The sequence below is a fragment of the Streptomyces sp. SCSIO 30461 genome (assembly GCF_037023745.1).
Taxonomy (GTDB): Bacteria; Actinomycetota; Actinomycetes; order Streptomycetales; family Streptomycetaceae; genus Streptomyces.
The window spans coordinates 5,061,750-5,085,046 of record NZ_CP146101.1 but is presented as its reverse complement, the minus strand read 5'-3'; the positions used below and the strand labels follow the sequence as shown (position 1 = coordinate 5,085,046).

Annotated in this window: 21 protein-coding genes and 1 pseudogene; 20 read left to right on the top strand and 2 right to left on the bottom strand. The window is 70.3% G+C overall.

The window, feature by feature from the left end; genetic code table 11:
* The first annotated feature begins 159 nt into the window (after positions 1 to 159).
* The 11 genes from V1460_RS22680 to V1460_RS22630 all read left to right on the top strand — a co-directional run bounded on the left by V1460_RS22680 (position 160) and on the right by V1460_RS22630 (position 11,546).
* Entirely contained in the window at positions 160 to 597 is a 438-nt protein-coding gene (locus tag V1460_RS22680) for a DUF948 domain-containing protein (RefSeq protein WP_338675456.1), read from the top strand.
* 7 nt (positions 598 to 604) lie between these two features.
* Positions 605 to 964 carry a hypothetical protein gene (locus V1460_RS22675; protein WP_338675455.1) on the top strand — a complete coding sequence of 120 codons (360 nt, stop codon included), beginning with the start codon at positions 605 to 607 and terminating at the stop codon, positions 962 to 964.
* Positions 964 to 3,648, top strand: coding sequence for an alanine--tRNA ligase (alaS, locus tag V1460_RS22670; protein WP_338675454.1), 2,685 nt, complete (start codon positions 964 to 966; stop codon positions 3,646 to 3,648). The genes V1460_RS22675 and alaS overlap by 1 nt, the downstream gene beginning before the upstream one ends.
* An 8-nt stretch (positions 3,649 to 3,656) precedes the next feature.
* On the top strand, positions 3,657 to 4,121 hold the full coding sequence (ruvX, locus tag V1460_RS22665) for a Holliday junction resolvase RuvX (protein ID WP_338678158.1): 465 nt from the start codon (positions 3,657 to 3,659) through the stop codon (positions 4,119 to 4,121).
* Positions 4,122 to 4,225: 104 nt separating this feature from the next.
* On the top strand, positions 4,226 to 6,055 hold the full coding sequence (mltG, locus tag V1460_RS22660; RefSeq protein ID WP_338675453.1) for an endolytic transglycosylase MltG: 1,830 nt from the start codon (positions 4,226 to 4,228) through the stop codon (positions 6,053 to 6,055).
* Positions 6,036 to 6,878 (top strand): shikimate dehydrogenase, encoded by an 843-nt coding sequence (locus V1460_RS22655; protein ID WP_338675452.1) that lies wholly within the window; start codon positions 6,036 to 6,038, stop codon positions 6,876 to 6,878. Before mltG ends, V1460_RS22655 begins: the two co-directional genes overlap by 20 nt.
* 326 nt (positions 6,879 to 7,204) lie before the next feature.
* Positions 7,205 to 8,389: a chorismate synthase gene (gene aroC, locus V1460_RS22650; protein ID WP_338675451.1), complete on the top strand. Its 1,185-nt coding sequence runs from the start codon at positions 7,205 to 7,207 to the stop codon at positions 8,387 to 8,389.
* Positions 8,390 to 8,436: 47 nt separating this feature from the next.
* Positions 8,437 to 8,919, top strand: a complete 483-nt coding sequence (locus tag V1460_RS22645) for a shikimate kinase (protein WP_338678157.1) — start codon at positions 8,437 to 8,439, stop codon at positions 8,917 to 8,919.
* Positions 8,916 to 10,022 (top strand): 3-dehydroquinate synthase, encoded by a 1,107-nt coding sequence (gene aroB, locus V1460_RS22640; protein ID WP_338675450.1) that lies wholly within the window; start codon positions 8,916 to 8,918, stop codon positions 10,020 to 10,022. Before V1460_RS22645 ends, aroB begins: the two co-directional genes overlap by 4 nt.
* Positions 10,019 to 10,459 carry a type II 3-dehydroquinate dehydratase gene (gene aroQ / locus V1460_RS22635; RefSeq protein WP_338675449.1) on the top strand — a complete coding sequence of 147 codons (441 nt, stop codon included), beginning with the start codon at positions 10,019 to 10,021 and terminating at the stop codon, positions 10,457 to 10,459. The genes aroB and aroQ overlap by 4 nt, the downstream gene beginning before the upstream one ends.
* 133 nt (positions 10,460 to 10,592) lie before the next feature.
* A complete protein-coding gene (locus V1460_RS22630; RefSeq protein WP_338675448.1) occupies positions 10,593 to 11,546 on the top strand; it encodes an AAA family ATPase in 954 nt (317 codons plus the stop codon).
* A gap of 70 nt (positions 11,547 to 11,616) precedes the next feature.
* Here the strand turns inward: V1460_RS22630 and V1460_RS22625 are convergent.
* Positions 11,617 to 11,790, bottom strand: a pseudogene (locus V1460_RS22625) (histidine kinase); the annotation flags it as partial.
* Positions 11,791 to 12,069: 279 nt separating this feature from the next.
* On the opposite strand from V1460_RS22625, the gene V1460_RS22620 reads away from it, so the two are divergent.
* From V1460_RS22620 to nusB, 3 genes are read left to right on the top strand one after another with little or no spacing between them, the layout of a single operon-like run.
* Positions 12,070 to 13,185 (top strand): aminopeptidase P family protein, encoded by a 1,116-nt coding sequence (locus tag V1460_RS22620; RefSeq protein ID WP_338675447.1) that lies wholly within the window; start codon positions 12,070 to 12,072, stop codon positions 13,183 to 13,185.
* A 58-nt stretch (positions 13,186 to 13,243) separates the two neighbouring features.
* A complete protein-coding gene (gene efp / locus V1460_RS22615) occupies positions 13,244 to 13,810 on the top strand; it encodes an elongation factor P (RefSeq protein WP_338675446.1) in 567 nt (188 codons plus the stop codon).
* Positions 13,811 to 13,812: 2 nt separating this feature from the next.
* Positions 13,813 to 14,244, top strand: coding sequence for a transcription antitermination factor NusB (nusB, locus tag V1460_RS22610; RefSeq protein WP_338675445.1), 432 nt, complete (start codon positions 13,813 to 13,815; stop codon positions 14,242 to 14,244).
* 242 nt (positions 14,245 to 14,486) lie between these two features.
* Here nusB and bldD read toward each other — a convergent pair whose 3' ends face one another.
* Positions 14,487 to 14,987, bottom strand: coding sequence for a transcriptional regulator BldD (gene bldD, locus V1460_RS22605; protein WP_017945577.1), 501 nt, complete (start codon positions 14,985 to 14,987; stop codon positions 14,487 to 14,489).
* Positions 14,988 to 15,208: 221 nt separating this feature from the next.
* Here bldD and pyrR point away from each other — a divergent pair, with 221 nt between their 5' ends.
* From pyrR to carB, 6 genes are all read left to right on the top strand, one after another.
* The gene (gene pyrR, locus V1460_RS22600; RefSeq protein WP_338675444.1) at positions 15,209 to 15,784 is read left to right on the top strand and encodes a bifunctional pyr operon transcriptional regulator/uracil phosphoribosyltransferase PyrR; all 576 of its coding nucleotides are present in this window, start codon (positions 15,209 to 15,211) and stop codon (positions 15,782 to 15,784) included.
* A 113-nt stretch (positions 15,785 to 15,897) separates the two neighbouring features.
* Positions 15,898 to 16,884, top strand: coding sequence for an aspartate carbamoyltransferase catalytic subunit (locus tag V1460_RS22595; protein ID WP_338675443.1), 987 nt, complete (start codon positions 15,898 to 15,900; stop codon positions 16,882 to 16,884).
* A gap of 12 nt (positions 16,885 to 16,896) precedes the next feature.
* Positions 16,897 to 18,210 carry a dihydroorotase gene (locus tag V1460_RS22590; protein WP_338678156.1) on the top strand — a complete coding sequence of 438 codons (1,314 nt, stop codon included), beginning with the start codon at positions 16,897 to 16,899 and terminating at the stop codon, positions 18,208 to 18,210.
* Positions 18,207 to 18,806 (top strand): hypothetical protein, encoded by a 600-nt coding sequence (locus tag V1460_RS22585; RefSeq protein WP_407077511.1) that lies wholly within the window; start codon positions 18,207 to 18,209, stop codon positions 18,804 to 18,806. The genes V1460_RS22590 and V1460_RS22585 overlap by 4 nt, the downstream gene beginning before the upstream one ends.
* Positions 18,803 to 19,942 (top strand): glutamine-hydrolyzing carbamoyl-phosphate synthase small subunit, encoded by a 1,140-nt coding sequence (gene carA / locus V1460_RS22580; protein ID WP_338675442.1) that lies wholly within the window; start codon positions 18,803 to 18,805, stop codon positions 19,940 to 19,942. The genes V1460_RS22585 and carA overlap by 4 nt, the downstream gene beginning before the upstream one ends.
* Positions 19,935 to 23,249 carry a carbamoyl-phosphate synthase large subunit gene (gene carB, locus V1460_RS22575; RefSeq protein ID WP_338675441.1) on the top strand — a complete coding sequence of 1,105 codons (3,315 nt, stop codon included), beginning with the start codon at positions 19,935 to 19,937 and terminating at the stop codon, positions 23,247 to 23,249. The genes carA and carB overlap by 8 nt, the downstream gene beginning before the upstream one ends.
* Positions 23,250 to 23,297: the final 48 nt, after the last annotated feature.

The window sequence follows — 23,297 nt, the reverse complement described above, 5'->3', positions numbered from 1 at the left end:
GGACTCCGGGCCGTGTCACGGGCGTTCCAGCCCTGATCCGGTACGGGACGCGACCTCCGGCGCGATAGGGTCGGATGGGGACTTCGCCGGGCCCACGACAAGCCCGATGCCGAAGCCTCAACGAGGAAAGCCCCAACAACGATCAGGGAGCGGTGCAGCGTGACCGGTGGAGAGGTTGCCGGGATCCTGGTGGCCGTCTTCTGGGCGATCCTGGTCTCCTTCCTCGCCGTGGTGCTGGTGAGGCTGGCCCAGACGCTCAAGGCGACCACCAAGCTGGTGGCGGACGTGACGGAACAGGCGGTGCCGCTGCTCGCGGACGCCTCGGCGACGGTGCGTTCCGCGCAGACCCAGATCGACCGGGTGGACGCCATCGCCTCCGACGTCCAGGAGGTCACCTCCAACGCATCGGCGCTGTCCGGCACCGTCGCCTCCACCTTCGGGGGCCCGTTGGTCAAGGTCGCGGCGTTCGGCTACGGGGTGCGCCGGGCGCTGAGCCGCGACAGGGCCGGGGACCCGGGCTCCGCGGAGCGGATCAGGCGCACCGTCGTCCTCGGGCGCACCGTTCCCGCCGCCCGGCGCGGCAGGCAGAAGGGCTGAGCGAGCGATGTTCCGCCGTACGTTCTGGTTCACCGCGGGCGCCGCGGCCGGTGTGTGGGCCACCACCAAGGTCAACCGGAAGCTCAGGCAGCTCGCCCCGGAGAGCCTTGCCGCGCAGGCTGCCGACAAGGCGATCGAGACCGGGCACCGCCTCAAGGACTTCGCACTCGATGTCAGGGCATCGATGGCCCAGCGCGAGGCCGAACTCGGCGAAGCGCTCGGCATCCAGACACCCACCGACCGCGGCCTCCCCGCACCGCGGCGCCCGGCCGCACTCGGGGACCGCACCGAAAACCACGAGCAGGACACCAAGCACTACGGGATCCTGGACAGCAGGTACCCGTACGACCGGAATGAGGACCACTGATGGAGTCGGCTGAAATCCGCCGCCGCTGGCTGAGCTTCTTCGAGGAGCGCGGGCACACCGTCGTGCCTTCGGCGTCGCTCATCGCGGACGACCCGACTCTGCTGCTGGTCAACGCGGGCATGGTGCCCTTCAAGCCCTACTTCCTCGGCGAGACCAAGCCGCCCGCCCCGCGCGCCACCAGTGTGCAGAAGTGTGTGCGCACGCCCGATATCGAAGAGGTCGGCAAGACCACCCGCCACGGCACGTTCTTCCAGATGTGCGGCAACTTCTCCTTCGGCGACTACTTCAAGGAAGGCGCCATCAAGTACGCCTGGGAGCTGCTCACCGCTTCCGTGCCTGACGGCGGCTATGGGCTGGACCCGGAGAAGCTCTGGATCACCGTCTACCTGGACGACGACGAGGCCGAGCGCATCTGGCGCGAGGTGGTGGGCGTTCCCGCCGAGCGCATCCAGCGCCTCGGCAAGAAGGACAACTTCTGGTCCATGGGTGTCCCCGGCCCGTGCGGGCCGTGCTCGGAGATCAACTACGACCGGGGTCCGGAGTTCGGTGTCGAGGGCGGCCCGGCCGCCAACGACGAGCGCTATGTGGAGATCTGGAACCTGGTCTTCATGCAGTACGAGCGTGGCGAGGGCTCCGGCAAGGAGGACTTCGAGATCCTCGGTGACCTCCCGAGCAAGAACATCGACACCGGTCTCGGCCTCGAACGCCTCGCCATGATCCTGCAGGGCGTGCGGAACATGTACGAGACCGACACCCTGCGCGTCGTGATCGACAAGGCCACCGAGCTCACCGGTGTCCGCTACGGTGCCGCCGACGCCAGCGACGTCTCGCTGCGCGTGGTCGCCGACCACCTCCGTACGTCCGTGATGCTGATCGGCGACGGTGTCACCCCCGGCAACGAGGGCCGCGGTTACGTCCTGCGCCGCATCATGCGCCGAGCCATCCGCAACATGCGCCTCCTCGGTGCCACCGAGCCGGTGGTCGCCGCTCTGGTCGACGTGGTCATCAAGACCATGGGCCAGCAGTACCCGGAGCTGGAGACCGACCGCAAGCGCATCGAGACCGTCGCGCTCGCCGAAGAGGCCGCCTTCCTGAAGGCCCTCAAGGGCGGCACGAACATCCTCGACACCGCCGTCACCGAGACCAAGTCGTCAGGCGGCACCGTGCTCCCCGGCGACAAGGCCTTCCTGCTCCACGACACCTGGGGCTTCCCGATCGACCTCACCCTGGAGATGGCCGCCGAGCAGGGCCTGACCGTGGACGAGGACGGCTTCCGCCGCCTGATGAAGGAGCAGCGGGAGCGCGCCAAGGCCGACGCCAAGGCCAAGAAGACCGGCCACGCCGATCTGTCGGCCTACCGCGAGGTCGCCGACACCTCCGGTGCCACCGAGTTCACCGGCTATGCCAGCACCGAGGGAGAGTCGACCATCGTCGGCCTGCTGGTCGACGGTGTGCCCTCGCCCGCCGCCTCCGAGGGCGACGAGGTCGAGGTCGTCCTCGACCGCACCCCGTTCTACGCCGAGGGCGGCGGCCAGCTCGCCGACCAGGGCCGGATCCGGCTCGACGGCGGCGCCGTCATCGAGGTCCGCGATGTGCAGCAGCCGGTCCCGGGCGTCTCCGTACACAAGGGCTCGGTGCAGGTCGGCGAGGTGACCGTGGGTGCTTCGGCCTACGCCGCCATCGACGTCAAGCGCCGCCGCGCCATCGCTCGCGCCCACAGCGCCACCCACCTCACCCACCAGGCGCTGCGTGACGCCCTCGGCCCCACGGCCGCCCAGGCCGGTTCCGAGAACTCGCCGGGCCGCTTCCGCTTCGACTTCGGCTCGCCGGCCGCCGTGCCCGGCGCGGTCCTGACCGATGTCGAGCAGAAGATCAACGAGGTCCTCGCCCGTGAACTCGACGTCCAGGCCGAGGTCATGAGCATCGACGAGGCCAAGAAGCAGGGCGCCATCGCCGAGTTCGGCGAGAAGTACGGAGAGCGGGTCCGGGTCGTCACCATCGGAGACTTCTCCAAGGAGCTCTGCGGTGGTACGCACGTCCACAACACCTCCCAGCTCGGCCTGGTGAAGCTGCTCGGGGAGTCGTCGATCGGCAGCGGTGTGCGCCGTATCGAGGCTCTCGTCGGCGTGGACGCCTACAACTTCCTGGCCAAGGAGCACACGGTCGTCGCCCAGCTCCAGGAGCTGGTCAAGGGCCGCTCCGAGGAACTGCCGGAAAAGGTCGCCACCATGCTCGGCAAGCTGCGGGACGCCGAGAAGGAGATCGAGAAGTTCCGCGCCGAGAAGGTGCTCCAAGCCGCCGCCGGGCTCGCCCAGGGCGCCAAGGACGTGCGGGGCACCGCCCTGGTCACCGGGCAGGTCCCGGACGGCACTTCCGCCGACGACCTGCGCAAGCTGGTCCTTGATGTCCGCGGCCGGCTGCAGCAGCTGTCGGGGGCGGGGGATCGCCCTGCCGTCGTGGCGCTGTTCACGACGACGGGCGGCCGTCCGCTGACCGTGATCGCCACCAACGAGTCCGCCCGTGAGCGAGGCCTCAAGGCCGGCGACCTGGTCCGTACTGCCGCCAAGACCCTCGGCGGCGGTGGCGGCGGCAAGCCGGACGTCGCCCAGGGCGGCGGCCAGAACCCGGACGCGATCGGCGAGGCCATCGACGCCGTCGAGCGCCTTGTGGCCGAATCGGCGTGACATCCGTCATGCGCCGAGGCCGCCGTCTCGCGATCGATGTCGGGGACGCCCGGATCGGGGTCGCCTCGTGCGACCCCGACGGGGTTCTTGCCACCCCGGTGGAGACCGTGCCGGGACGCGACGTCCCGGCCGCCCACCGGCGGCTGCTCCAGATCGCCGATGAGTACGAACCGATCGAGGTGGTGGTGGGCCTGCCCCGCTCGCTCAGCGGCGGGGAAGGCCCGGCCGCGGCCAAGGTCAGGGCCTTCGCCCGGGAACTGGCCCGCGGTATCGCGCCGGTGCCGGTGCGGCTTGTCGACGAGCGGATGACCACGGTGTCGGCGGCGGCGGGGCTGAGGGCGTCCGGTGTGAAATCCCGGAAGGGCCGCTCGGTCATCGACCAGGCTGCGGCTGTGATCATCCTCCAGAACGCTCTTGAGTCCGAACGGGTATCGGGTAATCCTCCCGGGGAGAGCGTCGAAGTGGTCATCTGATCGCGATACGGTAACGTTCCGCGCGATGCGGCCCGCTATTCGAACAGCTGCCGCACTACGTAGAGGCGAGCCGACCCGGGCGCCTCACGGCCGTTTGGGGACCGATGACTGAATATGGCCGGAGCCCCGGCTCCGAACCGTGGCATCCCGAGGACCCCGCCGCACCTTCCGCCCACGGGCAGCAGGGCCACGGCGGGGACCACGGATGGGCCGGTCATCAGGCACCCCCCGGTCATGAGCAGGGCTACGGCACCCAGCAGTACGGGGACGACCAGTACCAGCAGCACCATCAGCACGGGAACGACCAGCACCAGCAGTACGGGCAGTACCAGCAGCAGCACTCGTACCAGCCTCAGCAGCCCTACGGTGGCTACCAGGAGCAGCCGTACCAGCAGCACACCGACCAGCAGGTCTACGGCACGGGCTCGCACCCGTACGTGGACCGGCAGTACCCCGCACAGGGATACGGCGGCCAGGATTACGGCGGCCAGGGCTACGCCGGGCAGCAGCAGCCGCAGTACCAGTACGGCGCCGGAAGCTGGGACACCGCCCAGCAGGCCGCGATGCCGTACGAGCCCGTCGCCGCCGCACCCTTCGGGGACGAGCGGCCCGACCTCTACGGCACCCCCGACGCCTATCCGCCGCCGCGGCCTCCGGGCCGCCGCGGCGCTTCGGTGGCCGACCCGGAACCGGCGAGCGGCGAGTGGGAAGAGCAGCAGGAGGAGGAGACCCACCCCTTCTTCACCGGCGAGGACTCCGACGAAGGCGACGGCGATGAGCCCGATGCCTCCCGCCGCGGTTCGGGCGGGGACCGCGACACGGGCGGCAGGAACGGCAGAGGCACCAAGAAGCAGAAGAAAGGCCGCAGCGGTATCGCCTGCCTGTTCGTCGCCGTCGTGCTTGCCGGGAGCGTCGGCGGTGTGAGCTATGTCGGGTACCAGTTCTGGCAGGACAAGTTCGGTGCCGCGCCTGACTTCGAGGGCAGTGGCAACGGCTCTGTCCAGGTCGAGATCCAGCCGGGTGCGACCGGCGCCGACATCGGCAACGCTCTCAAGAACGCGGGCGTGGTGAAGAGCGTCGACGCCTTCGTCGCCGCGCAGGGCGCCAACCCCAACGGGGGCAAGATCCAGGACGGTGTGTACACGCTGAAGAAGGGCATGTCGGCGGCGAGCGCCGTTGAGATGATGCTCCGTGCCGACAGCCGCAACGGCTTCAGCATCCCCGAGGGTCAGCGCAACGTCTGGGTCTACGAGCAGATCGACAAACGCCTCGAACTCAAGCCAGGGACGACGGAGACCATCGCCAAGGAGCAGGCCGACAGCCTCGGCCTGCCCGAGTGGGCCAAGGGGCACAAGAACGTCAAGGACCCGCTGGAAGGATTCCTCTTCCCCGCGACCTATCCGGTCGCCAAGGGCGCCAAGCCCGAGGCCATCCTCAAGAAGATGGTCGTCCGAGCAAACCAGGAGTACGACAAGGCCGACCTGGAGGCCAAGGCGAAGAAGGTCGGGCTCGACAGCCCCTGGGAACTGCTCACCGTGGCCAGCCTGGTCCAGGCCGAAGGCAAGACCGAGGTCGACTACCGGAAGATGGCCGAGGTCGTCTACAACCGGCTCAAGCCCACCAACACGGAAACGAATCAGCTGCTCCAGTTCGACTCCGCCTTCAACTACCTGAAGGGCCAGAGCGAGATCGACATCAGCGAATCCGAGATCAACAGCAACCAGGATCCGTACAACACGTACACCCAGAAGGGCCTCACTCCGGGCCCCATCGGCAACCCCGGGCAGAAGGCGCTGCTGGCGTCGACCAACCCGACGGCCGAAGGCTGGATGTACTTCGTCGCCACCGACGGTGAGCACAAGACCGAGTTCGCCAAGACGCACACCGAGTTCCAGAAGCTGAAGGACAAGTTCAATGAGCAGCGCGGCAGCTGACGGCCCCCGCAGGGCCGCAGTCCTGGGGTCTCCGATCGCCCACTCACTGTCTCCCGTGCTGCACCGTGCCGCGTACGCCGCGCTCGGCCTCGGCGACTGGAGCTACGACCGCTTCGAGGTGAACGAGGCGGAGCTGCCGGGCTTCATCCGGCAGCTCGGGTCCGGCTGGGCCGGGCTGTCGCTGACCATGCCGCTCAAGCGCGCGATCATCCCGCTGCTCGACCGGATCAGCGCGACCGCGGCATCCGTGGAGACCGTCAACACCGTGGTGTTCACCGAGGACGGCATGCGTATCGGCGACAACACCGACATCCCCGGCATGGTCGCCGCGCTGCGGGAGCGTGGCGTGGACAAGGTCGATCACGCGGCCGTGCTCGGCGCCGGTGCCACCGCTTCCTCCGCGCTCGCCGCACTCGCCCGGATCTGCAGCGGACCGGTCACCGCCTACGTACGCACCCGCGCCCGCGCGGAGGAGATGCGGGGCCGGGGCGAGCGCCTCGGAGTGGAGGTCCACACCGCCGACTGGGCGGAGGCCGTCCACGCCTTCGACGCGCCGCTGGTCATCGCCACCACCCCGGCCGGCGCCACCGATGTGCTCGCGCCCTATGTCCCGGAGCGCCCCGGCACCCTCTTCGACGTGGTGTACGACCCGTGGCCGACCCCTCTCGCGGACTCCTGGGCGGAGCAGGGCGGAACCGTCGTCGGCGGGCTCGACCTGCTGGTGCACCAGGCCGTCCTCCAGGTCGAGCTGATGACGGGCCGCAGCCCGGGGCCGCTGGACGCGATGCGCGCTGCCGGTGAGCGAGCCCTCGCGGAGCGCTGAGCACACTCCGCGGGACGTGGGGTTGTGAGCCTTCACCCCACGCCGGTTTCGCGGTGTGTCGTGGCGTGCGCCGTCCGCTCCGCGCGCGGTGGCATGCACCCGCGGACCCGCCCGCACCGCAGGCGACCGCGGCGTAGGTGCCCAGAGGCTCCGGACGGCGGCACGGGGGTGGACGCGGGAGTCCGAAAGCTGGACCACGATCAACCTCACATCCCGGACGTGGGAGGATCGAAGGAGGCGGACCAAGGCGCACGCGCCCGAGCCATTGCCGGGAGGCACCCGAAGGTCGCGCCGTCGCATTCCGGGCGTGAGCAAGAGGAGCACCGTTGAGCAGGTTGCGCTGGCTGACCGCGGGGGAGTCGCATGGCCCCGCACTGGTGGCGACGCTGGAGGGCCTTCCCGCCGGCGTCCCGGTCTCCACCGAGATGGTGGCCGATCACCTGGCCAGGCGCCGCCTCGGCTATGGACGCGGTGCGCGGATGAAGTTCGAGCGGGACGAGGTCACCTTCCTCGGGGGCGTACGGCACGGGCTGACGCTCGGCTCCCCGGTCGCGGTCATGGTCGGCAACACCGAGTGGCCCAAGTGGGACAAGGTCATGGCAGCGGACCCGGTGGACCCGGACGAGCTGGCCGCACTGGCGAGGAACGCCCCTCTGACCCGCCCCCGTCCCGGCCACGCCGACCTCGCCGGCATGCAGAAGTACGGCTTCGACGAAGCCCGGCCGATCCTGGAGCGCGCCAGTGCCCGGGAGACCGCTGCCCGAGTCGCCCTCGGTGCCGTGGCCCGCTCCTACCTCAAGGAGGCCGCGGGCATCGAGATCGTCTCCCATGTCGTGGAGCTGGCCGGGGCGAAGGCGCCGTACGGCGTGTACCCGACCCCCGCCGATGTCGAGAAGCTGGACGCCGACCCGGTGCGCTGCCTCGACGCCGAGGCGTCGAAGGCGATGGTCGCCGAGATCGACCAGGCCCACAAGGACGGCGACACCCTCGGCGGAGTGGTCGAGGTGCTCGCCTACGGGGTGCCCGTCGGCCTCGGCTCCCACGTGCACTGGGACCGCCGTCTCGACGCCCGGCTCGCCGCCGCGCTCATGGGCATCCAGGCCATCAAGGGCGTCGAGGTCGGCGACGGCTTCGAACTGGCAAGGGTGCCCGGCTCGCAGGCGCATGACGAGATCGTCGCCACCGACGACGGCATCCGGCGCGCATCCGGCCGCTCGGGTGGCACCGAGGGCGGGCTCACCACCGGCGAACTGCTCCGCGTACGCGCCGCGATGAAGCCCATCGCCACCGTTCCCCGGGCCCTGAAGACCATCGATGTGGTCACCGGGGAGGCCGCTGCCGCGCACCACCAGCGCTCCGACGTGTGCGCCGTGCCGGCCGCCGGGATCGTCGCCGAGGCCATGGTCGCGCTGGTACTCGCCGACGCCGTCGCCGAGAAGTTCGGCGGCGACAGCGTCACCGAAACCCATCGCAACGTGCGGTCGTACCTCGATCACCTGGCCATCCGGTGAGCGGTACGCACCCGGCCGCGGGACCGCGGGTCGTGCTGATCGGGCCGATGGGCGTCGGCAAGTCCACCGTCGGCGCCCTGCTCGCCGAGCGTCTGGGCATCGGGTACCGGGACACCGATGCCGACATCGTCGCCGCCGATGGCCGGGAGATCTCGGACATCTTCATCGAGGACGGCGAACCGCGCTTCCGCGAGCTGGAGCGTGCCGCGGTGCGCGATGCCGTCGCCGAGCACACCGGCGTGCTGTCCCTCGGCGGGGGGGCGATCCTCGACGCCGGCACTCGGGAGCTGCTGGCCCCGCTGCCCGTCGTCTACCTCTCCATGGACGTCGAGGAGGCCGTGCGGCGCGTCGGGCTGAACACCGCCCGCCCACTGCTCGCAGTCAACCCGCGCCGCCAGTGGCGCGAGCTGATGGAAGCCCGGCGCCATCTGTACACGGAAGCCGCGCGCGTCGTCGTCGCCACCGACGAGCGCACCCCAGAAGAGGTCGCGCAGGCGATCCTCGACGCACTCGAAGCGAAGGACACATGACCGATCAGGCCCAGGACCAGGCAGTCACCCGCATCCAGGTCGCCGGGACGGCCGGCACGGACTCTTACGAGGTGCTCGTCGGCCGTCGGCTGCTCGGTGAACTCCCCGGGCTGATCGGCTCCAAAGCGAAGCGTGTCGCCGTCATCCATCCCGAGGCGCTCGCCGAGACCGGCGAAGCGATCCGCCAAGACCTCGCCGACGAGGGGTACGACGCCGTCGCCATTCAGGTACCGAACGCCGAGGAGGCGAAGACCGCCGAGGTCGCCGCGTACTGCTGGAAGGCGCTCGGACAGACCGGGTTCACCCGCACCGACGTCATCGTGGGCGTCGGTGGCGGAGCCACCACCGACCTCGCCGGATTCGTCGCCGCCAGCTGGCTGCGCGGGGTGCGCTGGATCGCCGTGCCGACGACGGTGCTCGGCATGGTCGACGCGGCCGTCGGCGGCAAGACCGGCATCAACACCGCCGAGGGCAAGAACCTGGTCGGTGCCTTCCACCCGCCTGCCGGGGTGCTCTGCGACCTCGGCGCCCTCGACTCGCTGCCGGTGCACGACTACGTCAGCGGGATGGCCGAGATCATCAAGGCCGGATTCATCGCCGACCCCGCGATCCTCGAACTGATCGAGGCCGACCCGCAGGCCGCGCGTACCCCGGCAGGACCGCACACAGCGGAGCTGATCGAACGCTCCATCCGGGTCAAGGCGCAGGTCGTGTCCAGCGACCTCAAGGAGTCCGGACTGCGTGAGATCCTCAACTACGGCCACACACTGGCGCACGCGATCGAGAAGAACGAGCGCTACAAGTGGCGGCACGGCGCCGCGGTCTCCGTCGGCATGGTCTTCGCCGCCGAACTGGGTCGGCTGGCCGGGCGGCTGGACGACGCGACCGCCGAGCGCCACCGCACGGTCCTGGAGTCCGTCGGGCTTCCGCTCACCTACCGCGGCGACCAGTGGCCCAAGCTCCTGGAGACCATGAAGGTCGACAAGAAGTCCCGGGGCGACCTGCTGCGGTTCATCGTCCTGGACGGACTGGCGAAGCCGACCGTGCTGGAGGGCCCCGATCCGGCCGTGCTGCTCGCCGCCTTCGGCGAGGTGTCCGTATGAGCCGCCGGGTGCTCGTCCTCAACGGCCCGAACCTCGGGCGGCTGGGCTCCCGCGAACCGGACGTCTACGGCTCCACCTCGTACGCGGGCCTCGTGGACGCCTGCCGGGACCTCGGCAAGGAACTCGGCTTCGACGTGGACGTACGCGAGACCAACGATGAGGGCGAGATGATCCGCTGGCTGCACGAGGCCGCCGACGGTGCCATCCCGGTCGTGCTGAACCCGGGCGCGTTCACGCACTACTCGTACGGGATGCGCGACGCGGCGGCCCAGCGGACCGCACCGCTCATCGAGGTGCACATCTCCAACCCGTACGCACGGGAGGAATTCCGCCATACGTCGGTGCTCGCCGCGGTCGCGACCGGTACCGTCGCGGGATTCGGGATCGGCTCGTATCGGCTGGCTCTGCGGGCGCTCGCGGACGAACTCGGCGGCTGAGGCGGGCCGCTCCGGGCACTCAGTACCGGTCCCGGGCGTTGCCCCCGTGGAGGCAGGGGAGGGTACGGTTCGATCCGGGCCGGTCAACTGCCGCCCGACCAGCATGAACTCGTACGAGACGGAGTGGCACCGGATGCACGACGCAGGGGGGGCTCCACTGCCGCCAGGCGGATCGGGGCCCGCAGGCGGGCCGACCGCATGGGGGTACCGGCAGCAGGCTCGGCACCCTGCCCCGCCGCCGAGGCCCCCGCACCCGGTCGCCCCGCCTTCGGGCCCGCCGCCCCACGGGGTCTCGGCACCGCCTGCCGGCCCAACGCCCCAGAACCCGCCGACCGGGCACCCGGGTGGGCCGAGCCAGGGTGCCCGGTCGGCGCCGCAGATCCCGCCCGCGCCCGGCTGGACCGCTCCCGCTCAGCCCGGCCATCCGTCGGTCCCCGCGGCGCCGCCGGACAGCACGGGACATCTCCGGCTGCCACCCGGTGGGCCCGTGACCCTGCCCCGGTCCGTGCCGCAGGACAGCGGCACCGGCTCCGCGATGCTCGCCGTGCTGCTCATCGGGCCGGCCGGCGCCGGCAAGACGACGGTGGCCCGCCACTGGGCGTCGAGCCGCCGGGTGCCGACCGCCCACATCAGCCTGGACGACGTCCGCGAATGGGTCTGCTCCGGCTTCGCCGACCCCCAGTCCGGCTGGGACGACCGGTCCGAGGCTCAATACCGCCTCGCCCGCCGCACCTGCGGATTCGCCGCGCGCAACTTCCTGGCCAACGGCATCTCCTGCATACTCGACGACGCCGTGTTCCCGGACCGCCCGGTCGTCGGCCTCGGTGGCTGGAAGCGCCATGTCGGCCCGGGTCTGCTGCCGGTGGTCCTGCTGCCCGGTCTCGACGTGGTACTCGAACGCAATGCGGAGCGCAGCGGGAACCGGCGTCTCTCCGATGAGGAGGTGGCCGGCATCCACGGCCGGATGGCCGGGTGGTACGGCTCGGGCCTGCCGATCATCGACAACTCGAACTACGACGTCGAGACCACGTCCAGAGTGCTGGACGAGGTCCTGGCCCGGGCGCTGGCGAGCCCTCCCGCCTGGTAGGCGGTCGCGGCCGTGGTCCTGGCTGCCGTGCGGGCGGGGGTGCCCCGGGCCGCCCGGCGTAGGGGCTGCGGCCGACGGATAGTTCAGCACCGATGAGCAGGGCGCGGGCGATGCGGCGGATCTCGTCCAGGCCGGCGCGGGTGGTCTCCTGGACCTGGTGCAGCTCGTCGCGCACGGTCGCCGAGGCGTGATCCGCGACCCGCTTGAGCTCCAGGAGCACGGTGGTGAGGGTCTGGCCCACCTGCTGCCGGCCGCCCGGCCGTCTGCGGCCACCACGCCTGCCGCCGCTCCCTAGGTGGAATTCCGGGCCCAGGTGGAACAGGAGCCGGGAAGCACCCGCCACTGGGCCGAAAGGGTGAAAGTGACATGCGACGGAGCGGGACGCCGGGCGCTCGACGCCGGAGGCGCCACCGCACCCCTCACCCCGGGCGGCGGTGCTCGACCCGCGGGTGCCACCGTCGCCGGCACCCCGCACGGCCGCGCTCGACCGGCCGAATCGCGGCAGGGCTCTTACGCTCGTGTCATGTCCGAGGTGTTCGCTGCCCGTCGAGGGCGGCTGCGGGACAGGTTCGCGGCCGCGGGAAGCGCCGCGGCGCTGGTGTCGCGGCCTGCCAATGTCCGGTATCTCGCAGGGGCCGCGCCCCCGGGTGCCGTACTGCTGCTCGGTCCGGAAGGGCCCTGTGACGACACGCTCGTCTGCCCCGGCACCCCTTCGGGTGACGCGTCGGAAGGCAGGCTCGACGAGTCGATGCGGCAGACCGTGCTGTCCGCCGACGACACCGATCCCGCGGTGGCGGCAGCACAGGCCGCCCGCGCCGCCGGTGCCGACTCCCTGGCCGTCGAGGAGCATCACCTCACCGTCGCAAGGCATCGCGCCCTGGGCTCCGTCGCCTCCCAGCTGCACCTGTGCGACCTGGGCGGCGCGGTCGAGCAGCAGCGGATGGTCAAGGACGAGGAAGAGATCGCCTGTATCAGGATCGCCGCCGAGATCGCCGACCAGGCCCTCGGGGAACTCCTGGAATCGATCCTCGTGGGCCGTACCGAGCGGCATCTCGCGCTGGAACTGGAGCGGCGCCTCGTGGACCACGGCGCCGACGGCCCGGCCTTCCCCACTTCCGTCGCCACCGGGCCCAACGCCGGACTGAGCGGGCACCGCCCCTCCGACCGGAGGGTCGAGGAAGGTGATTTCCTGTCCGTCTGCCTCGGCGCCAACTACCGCGGCTACCGTTGTGAGATCGGCCGTACCTTTGTCATCGGAACCACCCCGGCGGACTGGCAGATCGAGCTCTACGACCTCGTTTTCGCCGCTCAACGGGCCGGGCGCGAGGCTCTGACGCCCGGAGCCGCGTTCCGCGACGTGGACCGTGCGGCCCGGCAGGTACTCAACGCCGCGGGCCACGCCGACGGCCTCACACCGTGGATCGGGCACGGCGTCGGACTCGAAATCGACGAGGACCCGCAGCTGGCCCCTGCGGCCATGGGTAAACTGGACGCTTGTGTGCCGGTCACCGTCGAACCGGGGGTCCACCTCCCGGGCCGGGGCGGGGTCCGGATCGATGACACGCTCGTCGTGCGCCAGGAGGCGGACGGCGGACCCGAGCTACTCACCATCACGACCAAGGAGCTGCTCGCGCTCTAGCGCGAAGCTTCGCACTCCTGGGTCGTCCACCAGCGTCAGTCCAGGAGATTCCGCAACCGTGGCCACCACGAACGACCTCAAGAACGGCATGGTGCTCAAGCTCGACAACGACCAGCTCTGGTCCGTCGTCGAGTTCCAGCACGTCAAGCCCGGCAAGGGCCCGGCCTTCGTGCGCACCAAGCTCAAGAACGTGCTGTCCGGCAAGATCGTCGACAAGACCTTCAACGCCGGCATCAAGGTCGAGACGGCCACCGTCGACCGCCGCGACATGCAGTTCTCGTACATGGACGGCGAGTACTTCGTGTTCATGGACATGCAGACGTACGATCAGCTGCACGTCGCCCGCGCCGCCGTCGGCGATGCCGCCAACTTCCTCATCGAGGGCTTCACCGCCACCGTGGCCACGCACGAGGGCGAGGTGCTCTACGTCGAGCTCCCGGCCGCGGTCGAGCTCGTCATCCAGGAGACCGAGCCGGGCGTCCAGGGTGACCGCTCCACCGGTGGCACCAAGCCCGCCACCCTGGAGACCGGTTACACCATCCAGGTGCCGCTCTTCATCACCACCGGCGAGAAGATCAAGGTCGACACCCGTTCCGGCGACTACCTCGGCCGGGTGAACAGCTAACCGTGGCCGCTCGTAACAAGGCCCGCAAGCGCGCCTTCCAGATCCTCTTCGAGGCCGACCAGCGCGGGGCCTCCGTGCAGACCGTCCTCGCCGACTGGATCCGGCACGCGCGGACCGACGATCGTCAGCCGCCGGTCAGTGAGTACACGATGGAACTGGTCGAGGGGTACGCGAAGCACGCGGACCGTATCGACGAGCTCATCGCCACCTACGCCGTCGGCTGGACGCTCGACCGTATGCCGGTGGTCGACCGCAACATCCTGCGGCTCGGTGCCTACGAGCTGGTGTGGGTGGACGAGACTCCCGACGCGGTCGTGATCGACGAGGCGGTCCAGCTGGCCAAGGAGTTCTCCACGGACGAGTCCCCCTCGTTCGTGAACGGCCTCCTCGCCCGTATGAAGGACCTCAAGCCGAGCCTGCGCCGCGAGGCGTAGCAGCTGATGCCGAAGGCCCCCAGTACTCGTACTGGGGGCCTTCGGCATCAGCGCGTTTCAGAGCACGGCGGAACCCGGGCCTGTCCACGGCCGCGGCCCGCCCGCGGAACGCGGGAGCACCGCGGGGCCTCCGGGCACCGTCCCATGGGCACCAGGGACGGTGCTGCCAGTGGAAGCGGAAACGCCACCGGGCCGGTAGGGAACGTCCCCCCGGCCCGGTGTCACGTTTCTGCAGGCGGGCGTCAGCCCTCCTCGTGCGCCACGGCACGCCGCGCGTCTGCGTCCAGCACACCCCAGCTGATGAGCTGCTCGGTCAGGACCGAGGGCGACTGGTCGTAGATCACGGCAAGCGTGCGCAGGTCGTCCTGGCGGATCGACAGCACCTTGCCGTTGTAGTCACCGCGCTGGCTCTGGATGGTGGCGGCATAGCGCTGGAGCGGCCCCGCCTTCTCTGCGGGGACGTGCGCCAGGCGCTCCAGGTCGAGCACGAGCTTCGGCGGAGGCTCGGCGGCCCCGCCGGGCGTGGTACCCGGAAGGAGCTCCTGCACCGGGACACCGTAGAAGTCCGCCAGCTCGGCCAGGCGCTGCACGGTCACAGCGCGGTCGCCCCGCTCGTAGGACCCGACGACAACGGCCTTCCAGCGGCCCTGGGACTTCTCCTCCACCCCGTGGAGCGAGAGCCCCTGCTGGGTGCGGATGGCGCGGAGCTTGGCCCCGAGCTGCTTTGCGTATTCGCTGGACATATAGCTCCCCGGACACTGAATCGACGTGCGGCTCGGCCGCGCGGCTGGTCACTCACTGTGAGGTTACGCAGCGTGATTTGGCTGCGTCAAGCCGAAAGGTCCGTGCGACCCTCCCGAGGGGTGTGACCAGGGCACCCATCGGCCCCTGGTACCGTGGACTACGCACAATCCGACGTCCTTTAAGGTCCGTCCCGTGAGGCGGAGAAGGAGGTCCGTTTCTTATGGACGCACACAGCTCTGATGGCGCGCGCCCCGTTCTCGAGGGCCCCGACATCGCGCGGGTACTGACCCGCATCGCACACGAGATTGTCGAACGCGCCAAGGGCGCCGAAGACGTGGTGCTCCTCGGCATCCCGACGCGCGGGATCCATCTTGCCCGCCGACTCGCCGGCAAGCTCGCCGAGATCACCGGACGTACCGTCCCCGTGGGCTCGCTCGATATCACCATGTACCGCGATGACCTGCGGCTTCGCCCCGCTCGCGCTCTCGCGCGCACGGATATTCCGGCAGCCGGCATCGACGGCCGTCTGGTCGTCCTCGTGGACGACGTCCTCTTCTCCGGGCGCACCATCCGCGCGGCCCTCGACGCGCTGAACGACATCGGCCGGCCGCGCGCGGTCCAGCTCGCCGTGCTCGTCGACCGGGGCCACCGGGAATTGCCCATCCGCGCCGACTACGTCGGGAAGAACCTCCCCACGTCGCTGCGGGAGACGGTCAAGGTACAGCTCGCGGAGGAGGACGGTCGCGACACCGTGCTGCTCGGCACGGGCGAGGCCACCCCTGCCGGTCGGCAGTAGCCCCCGCGCACGGTCCGGGCGCTGAGCGGCAGCCTGCCCGGCCCCGGACGAAGTGCCCCGCGGCGCGCCCGCGCGCCCGCCCCGTATACCGCCACACATCGGAGCACACCCAGATGAAGCGCCACCTCATCTCGGCCGCCGACCTCACCCGTGATGACGCCGTCCTGGTCCTCGACACCGCCGAGGAGATGGCCCGGGTCGCCGACCGGCCGATCAAGAAGCTGCCCACCCTGCGCGGACGTACCGTCGTCAATCTCTTCTTCGAGGACTCGACCCGTACCCGGATCTCCTTCGAGGCCGCCGCCAAGAGGCTGTCCGCCGATGTCATCAACTTCTCCGCCAAGGGTTCCTCGGTCTCCAAGGGCGAGTCGCTCAAGGACACCGCGCTGACCCTGGAGGCGATGGGCGCCGACGCCGTCGTCATCCGTCACCACGCATCAGGCGCCCCCTACCGGCTCGCGAACTCGGGCTGGATCGACGGGGCCGTGGTCAACGCGGGCGACGGCACGCACGAGCACCCCACCCAGGCCCTGCTGGACGCCTTCACGATGCGCCGCCGCCTCGTAGGCCGTGACGCGGGCATGGGGCGCGACCTGGAAGGCCGACGGATCACCATCGTCGGCGATGTGCTCCACAGCCGGGTGGCCCGCTCCAATGTGCACCTGCTGCACACACTCGGCGCCGATGTCACCCTCGTGGCCCCGCCGACGCTGGTCCCCGTCGGTGTCGGGAGCTGGCCGTGCGAGGTCTCGTACGACCTGGACGCCGTGCTGCAGAAGTCCGACGCGGTGATGATGCTGAGGGTGCAGCGCGAGCGGATGAACGCCGCGTTCTTCCCGACCGAGCGCGAGTACTCGCGCCGCTACGGCCTCGACGGCGACCGTATGGCCCGGATGCCCGAGCACGCCATCGTGATGCACCCGGGCCCGATGAACCGGGGCATGGAGATCACCGCCGAGGTGGCCGACTCCGACCGCTGCACCGCGGTCGAGCAGGTGGCCAACGGTGTGTCCATCCGGATGGCCGTCCTCTACCTGCTGCTCGGCGGTTCCGAGCCCGCTGTGTCCGCCCCGAACGCCCGCACCGAGGAGACGAAGTAACCCATGAGCCCCATGCGCAAGACCCTGATCCGTGGTGCGAAGGTACTCGGCGGCGAGGTGCGGGACGTCCTGATCGAAGGCGAGACCATCTCCGCCGTCGCCCCGCAGGGCGAGATCGCCCCGAACGCTGCCGGCCCGGACGCCGAAGGCGCCACCGTCATCGAGGCCGAGGGCAAGATCCTGCTGCCCGGACTGGTCGATCTGCACACACACCTGCGTGAGCCCGGCCGGGAGGACTCCGAGACCGTCCTCACCGGCACCCGTGCCGCCGCCGGCGGCGGCTACACCTCCGTGTTCGCCATGGCCAACACCTTCCCCGTCGCCGACACCGCCGGTGTGGTCGAGCAGGTGTGGCGGCTCGGCCGGGAGCACGGCTACTGCGATGTGCAGCCCATCGGCGCCGTCACCGTAGGCCTGGAGGGCAAGAAGCTCGCCGAGCTGGGCGCGATGCACGAGTCCGCCGCAGGCGTCACCGTGTTCTCCGACGACGGCAAGTGCGTGGACGACGCGGTGATCATGCGCCGGGCCCTGGAGTACGTGAAGGCCTTCGGCGGGGTCGTCGCCCAGCACGCCCAGGAGCCGCGGCTGACCGAGGGCGCCCAGATGAACGAGGGCGTCGTCTCGGCCGAGCTGGGCCTCGGCGGCTGGCCGGCCGTCGCCGAGGAGTCGATCATCGCCCGCGACGTCCTGCTCGCCGAGCACGTCGGCTCCCGCGTGCACATCTGCCACCTCTCGACCGCCGGCTCGGTCGCGATCGTCCGCTGGGCGAAGTCCCGCGGTATCGACGTCACGGCCGAAGTCACTCCGCACCACCTGCTCCTCACCGACGAGCTGGTCCGCACGTACAACCCGATCTACAAGGTCAACCCGCCGCTGCGCACCGAGCGCGATGTCATGGCGCTGCGCGAGGCCCTGGCGGACGGCACGATCGACATCGTCGCCACCGACCACGCCCCGCACCCCCACGAGGACAAGGACTGCGAGTGGGCAGCCGCGGCGATGGGCATGGTGGGCCTGGAGACCGCCCTGTCCGTGGTCCAGCAGACGATGATCGAGACGGGCCTGCTGACCTGGGAAGGCGTCGCGGACCGTATGTCCTTCGCCCCCGCCCGGATCGGACAGGCCGCCGGCCACGGCCGTCCCGTCTCGGAAGGTGAGCCCGCCAACCTCACCCTGGTCGATCCGGCATACCGTGGAACCGTGGACCCCGCGGGCTTCGCCTCCCGCAGCCGCAACACCCCCTATGAGGGCCGTGAGCTGCCGGGTCGCGTCACCCACACGTTCCTGCGGGGCCGGGCGACGCTCATGGACGGGAAGCTGGCGTGACACCTGCACTGATGAATCTGGCGGCCGAAGCGGCCGCGGCGGTCGAACCGAAGTCCGCGGAGGTGACCGACTGGGCCGCCCGCATCGGCTGGGTGCTCGGCCTGCTGCTCTTCGTCGTCCTCGTCTACTGGCTGATGCGCCAGGGCTGGAAATGGCGCGGTGAGCTCCAGTCGGACCTGCCCGAGCTGCCCACGGCGCCCGAGACCACGGAACCCGCCCGGCTGAGCCTCACCGGCCGCTACCACGGCTCCACCAGCGCGGGCCAGTGGCTGGACCGGATCGTGGCCCGCGGCCTCGGCACCCGCAGCCGCGTCGAGCTCGGCCTCGGTGACGCCGGGATCACCGTCGTACGCCCCGGGGCCCCCGACTTCCTGATCCCGGCCGCCGCGCTGCGCGGGGCCCGTCTGGACAAGGGCATCGCCGGCAAGGTCCTCACCGAGGGCGGACTGCTGGTCATCACCTGGGAGCACGGCGAGCGCCAGATCGACTCCGGCTTCCGCTCCGACCGCGCGGCCGACCATGCCGCCTGGGTCGGAGCCGTCAACGCAACCACCACGAAGCACACCACGATCCCGACGGAAGGCGCCGCACGATGACGACCTCCACCAGGGGAACCCGCGTTCCCGCCGTACTCGTCCTGGAGGACGGCCGCACCTTCAGGGGCCGCGCCTACGGGGCCGTGGGGGTGACCTTCGGCGAGGCCGTGTTCTCCACCGGCATGACCGGCTACCAGGAGACCCTCACCGACCCCTCGTACCACCGCCAGGTCGTGGTGATGACCGCCCCGCACATCGGCAACACCGGCGTCAACGACGAGGACCCCGAGTCGTCTCGCATCTGGGTGGCCGGATACGTCGTACGCGACCCCGCCCGCATCCCCTCCAACTGGCGCTCCCGGCGATCCTTGGACGAGGAGCTGGCCCGCCAGGGCGTCGTCGGCATCAGCGGTGTCGATACCCGCGCCCTCACCCGTCATCTGCGGGAGCGGGGCGCCATGCGCGTCGGGATCTTCTCCGGCAACGCGCTCCCCGACGAGGGCACCATGCTCGGCGAGGTGCGCCAGGCGCCCGAGATGAAGGGTGCCGACCTCTCGGCCGAGGTCGCCACCAAGGAGGCCTACGTCGTCCCCGCGATCGGTGAGAAGCGGTTCACCGTCGCCGCCGTCGACCTCGGCATCAAGGGCATGACCCCGCACCGGATGGCCGAGCGCGGCATCGAGGTCCATGTGCTGCCCGCCACGGCGACCGCCGGCGACGTGTACGCCGTCGATCCGGACGGGGTGTTCTTCTCCAACGGCCCGGGCGACCCGGCGACCGCCGATCACGCGGTGTCCGTGATGCGGGCTGTCCTCCAGCGTGGGACGCCGCTGTTCGGCATCTGCTTCGGTAATCAGATCCTGGGCCGGGCCCTCGGCTTCGGTACCTACAAGCTGAAGTACGGCCACCGGGGTATCAACCAGCCCGTGCAGGACCGTACGACCGGCAAGGTCGAGGTCACCGCCCACAACCACGGGTTCGCCGTCGACGCCCCGCTCGACCAGGTCTCACAGACCCCCTACGGCCGCGCCGAGGTCTCCCACGTCTGCCTCAACGACGACGTGGTGGAGGGCCTCCGGCTGCTCGACCAGCCGGCCTTCAGTGTCCAGTACCACCCCGAAGCCGCAGCGGGCCCGCACGACGCCGCGTACCTGTTCGACCGCTTCGTCACCCTGATGGAGGGCCAGCGTGCCTAAGCGCACCGATATCCAGTCCGTCCTGGTCATCGGCTCCGGCCCGATCGTCATCGGTCAGGCCGCCGAGTTCGACTACTCCGGCACCCAGGCCTGCCGGGTTCTCAAGTCCGAGGGCCTGCGGGTCATCCTGGTGAACTCCAACCCGGCGACGATCATGACCGACCCGGAGATCGCCGACGCCACCTACGTCGAGCCGATCACCCCCGAGTTCGTCGAGAAGATCATCGCCAAGGAGCGTCCCGACGCTCTGCTGCCCACCCTCGGCGGCCAGACCGCGCTCAACACCGCGATCTCCCTGCACGAGGCCGGGACCCTGGAGAAGTACGGTGTCGAGCTGATCGGCGCCAATGTCGAGGCGATCAACAAGGGCGAGGACCGCGACCTCTTCAAGGGGGTCGTCGAGGCCGTCAACCGGAAGATCGGCCACGGCGAGTCCGCCCGCTCGGTCATCTGCCACTCCATGGACGACGTCCTCAAGGGCGTCGACACCCTCGGCGGCTACCCGGTGGTCGTCCGCCCGTCCTTCACCATGGGCGGCGCGGGTTCCGGCTTCGCGCACGACGAGGAGGAACTGCGCCGTATCGCGGGCCAGGGCCTCAGCCTGTCTCCGACCACCGAGGTGCTCCTGGAGGAGTCCATCCTCGGCTGGAAGGAGTACGAGTTGGAGCTGATGCGCGACAAGAACGACAACGTCGTGGTCGTCTGCTCCATCGAGAACTTCGATCCCATGGGCGTGCACACCGGCGACTCGATCACCGTCGCCCCGGCGATGACCCTGACCGACCGTGAGTACCAGATCCTGCGGGACATCGGCATCGCCGTGATCCGTGAGGTCGGCGTGGACACCGGCGGTTGCAATATCCAGTTCGCGGTCGACCCGGTGGACGGCCGGGTCATCGTCATCGAGATGAACCCGCGGGTCTCCCGGTCGTCGGCGTTGGCGTCCAAAGCCACCGGATTCCCGATCGCGAAGATTGCCGCACGGCTTGCCGTCGGCTACACACTGGACGAGATTCCCAACGACATCACCGAGCAGACTCCGGCCTCCTTCGAACCGACGCTGGACTATGTGGTGGTGAAGGCTCCGCGCTTCGCGTTCGAGAAGTTCCCGTCCGCCGACAGCGCCCTCACCACCACCATGAAGTCGGTCGGCGAGGCCATGGCGATGGGCCGCAACTTCACCGAGGCCCTCCAGAAGGCCCTGCGCTCTCTGGAGAAGAAGGGCTCGCAGTTCGACTTCACCGGCCCTGTCGGCGACAAGGCCGGGCTGCTGCGGGATGCGGCTCGCCCCACGGACGGCCGGATCAACACCGTGATGCAGGCGATCCGCGCCGGTGCCACCCCTGAGGAGGTCTTCGAGTCGTCGAAGATCGACCCGTGGTTCGTGGACCAGCTGTTCCTGATCAAGGAGATCGCCGACGAGCTGGCCGCCGCCGAAAGGCTCGACCCCGGCCTGCTGGCCGAGGCCAAGCGGCACGGTTTCTCCGACGCCCAGATCGCCGGTATCCGCGGGCTGCGTGAGGACGTGGTGCGCGAGGTGCGGCACGCCCTCGGCATCCGCCCGGTCTACAAGACGGTCGACACCTGCGCCGCCGAGTTCGCCGCGAAGACTCCCTACTTCTACTCCTCCTACGACGAGGAGAGCGAGGTCGCCCCGCGCGAGAAGCCCGCGGTGATCATCCTCGGCTCCGGACCCAACCGCATCGGCCAGGGCATCGAGTTCGACTACTCCTGCGTACACGCCTCCTTCGCGCTCAGCGACGCCGGTTTCGAGACCGTCATGGTCAACTGCAACCCGGAGACCGTCTCCACCGACTACGACACCTCCGACCGGCTCTACTTCGAGCCGCTCACCTTGGAGGACGTGCTGGAGATCGTCCACGCCGAGCAGCAGGCCGGCCCCGTCGCCGGTGTGGTGGTCCAGCTCGGCGGGCAGACCCCGCTCGGTCTGTCGCAGGCCCTCAAGGACAACGGCGTGCCCATCGTGGGCACCTCTCCCGAGGCGATCCACGCCGCCGAGGACCGCGGCGCGTTCGGCCGGGTGCTCGCCGAGGCCGGACTGCCCGCCCCCAAACACGGCACCGCCACCACCTTCGCCGAGGCCAAGGCCATCGCCGACGAGATCGGCTACCCCGTCCTGGTGCGCCCCTCCTACGTGCTCGGCGGACGCGGCATGGAGATCGTCTACGACGAGACCCGCCTCGCCTCCTACATCGCCGAGTCCACCGAGATCAGCGCCGACCGCCCGGTGCTGGTCGACCGGTTCCTCGACGACGCCATCGAGATCGACGTCGACGCCCTCTACGACGGCACCGAGCTGTACCTCGGCGGTGTCATGGAGCACATCGAGGAGGCCGGTATCCACTCCGGCGACTCCGCCTGCGCGTTGCCCCCGATCACTCTCGGCGGCTTCGACATCAAGCGGCTCCGTGCCTCCACCGAGGCGATCGCCAAGGGCGTCGGGGTACGCGGACTGATCAACATCCAGTTCGCGATGGCCGGCGACATCCTCTACGTGCTGGAGGCCAACCCGCGTGCCTCCCGGACCGTTCCTTTCACCTCCAAAGCCACCGCGGTGCCGCTCGCCAAGGCTGCGGCGCGTATCTCGCTGGGCGCCACCATCGCCGAGCTGCGTGCCGAGGGCCTGCTCCCGGCGGACGGCGACGGCGGCACGCTGCCCATGGACGCCCCGATCTCCGTCAAGGAGGCCGTGATGCCCTGGAGCCGCTTCCGCGACATCCACGGCCGTGGCGTCGACACCGTCCTCGGCCCCGAGATGCGCTCCACCGGCGAGGTCATGGGCATCGACTCGGTCTTCGGCACCGCCTATGCCAAGTCGCAGGCGGGTGCCTACGGCCCGCTGCCCACCAAGGGCCGCGCGTTCATCTCCGTCGCCAACCGCGACAAGCGTTCGATGATCTTCCCCGCCAGGGAACTCGTCGCCCACGGCTTCGAACTGCTCGCCACCTCCGGGACGGCCGAGGTGCTCAGGCGCAACGGCCTGCACGCCACCGTCGTGCGCAAGCAGTCCGAGGGCGAGGGCCCGAACGGCGAGCGGACCATCGTGCAGCTGGTCCACGACGGCGAGGTGGACTTGATCGTCAACACCCCGTACGGCACCGGCGGTCGGCTCGACGGCTACGAGATCCGCACCGCGGCCGTGGCGCGCGGCGTCCCGTGCCTGACCACGGTCCAGGCGCTCGCAGCGGCCGTGCAGGGCATCGACGCCCTCAACCACGGGGGCGTGGGAGTGCGCTCACTCCAGGAACACGCGGAACACCTGACCGCGGCCCGCAACACGCCCTAGCAGCCCACGAGGGGGACACCGGCAACGGTGTCCCCCTCTTCATGAAGA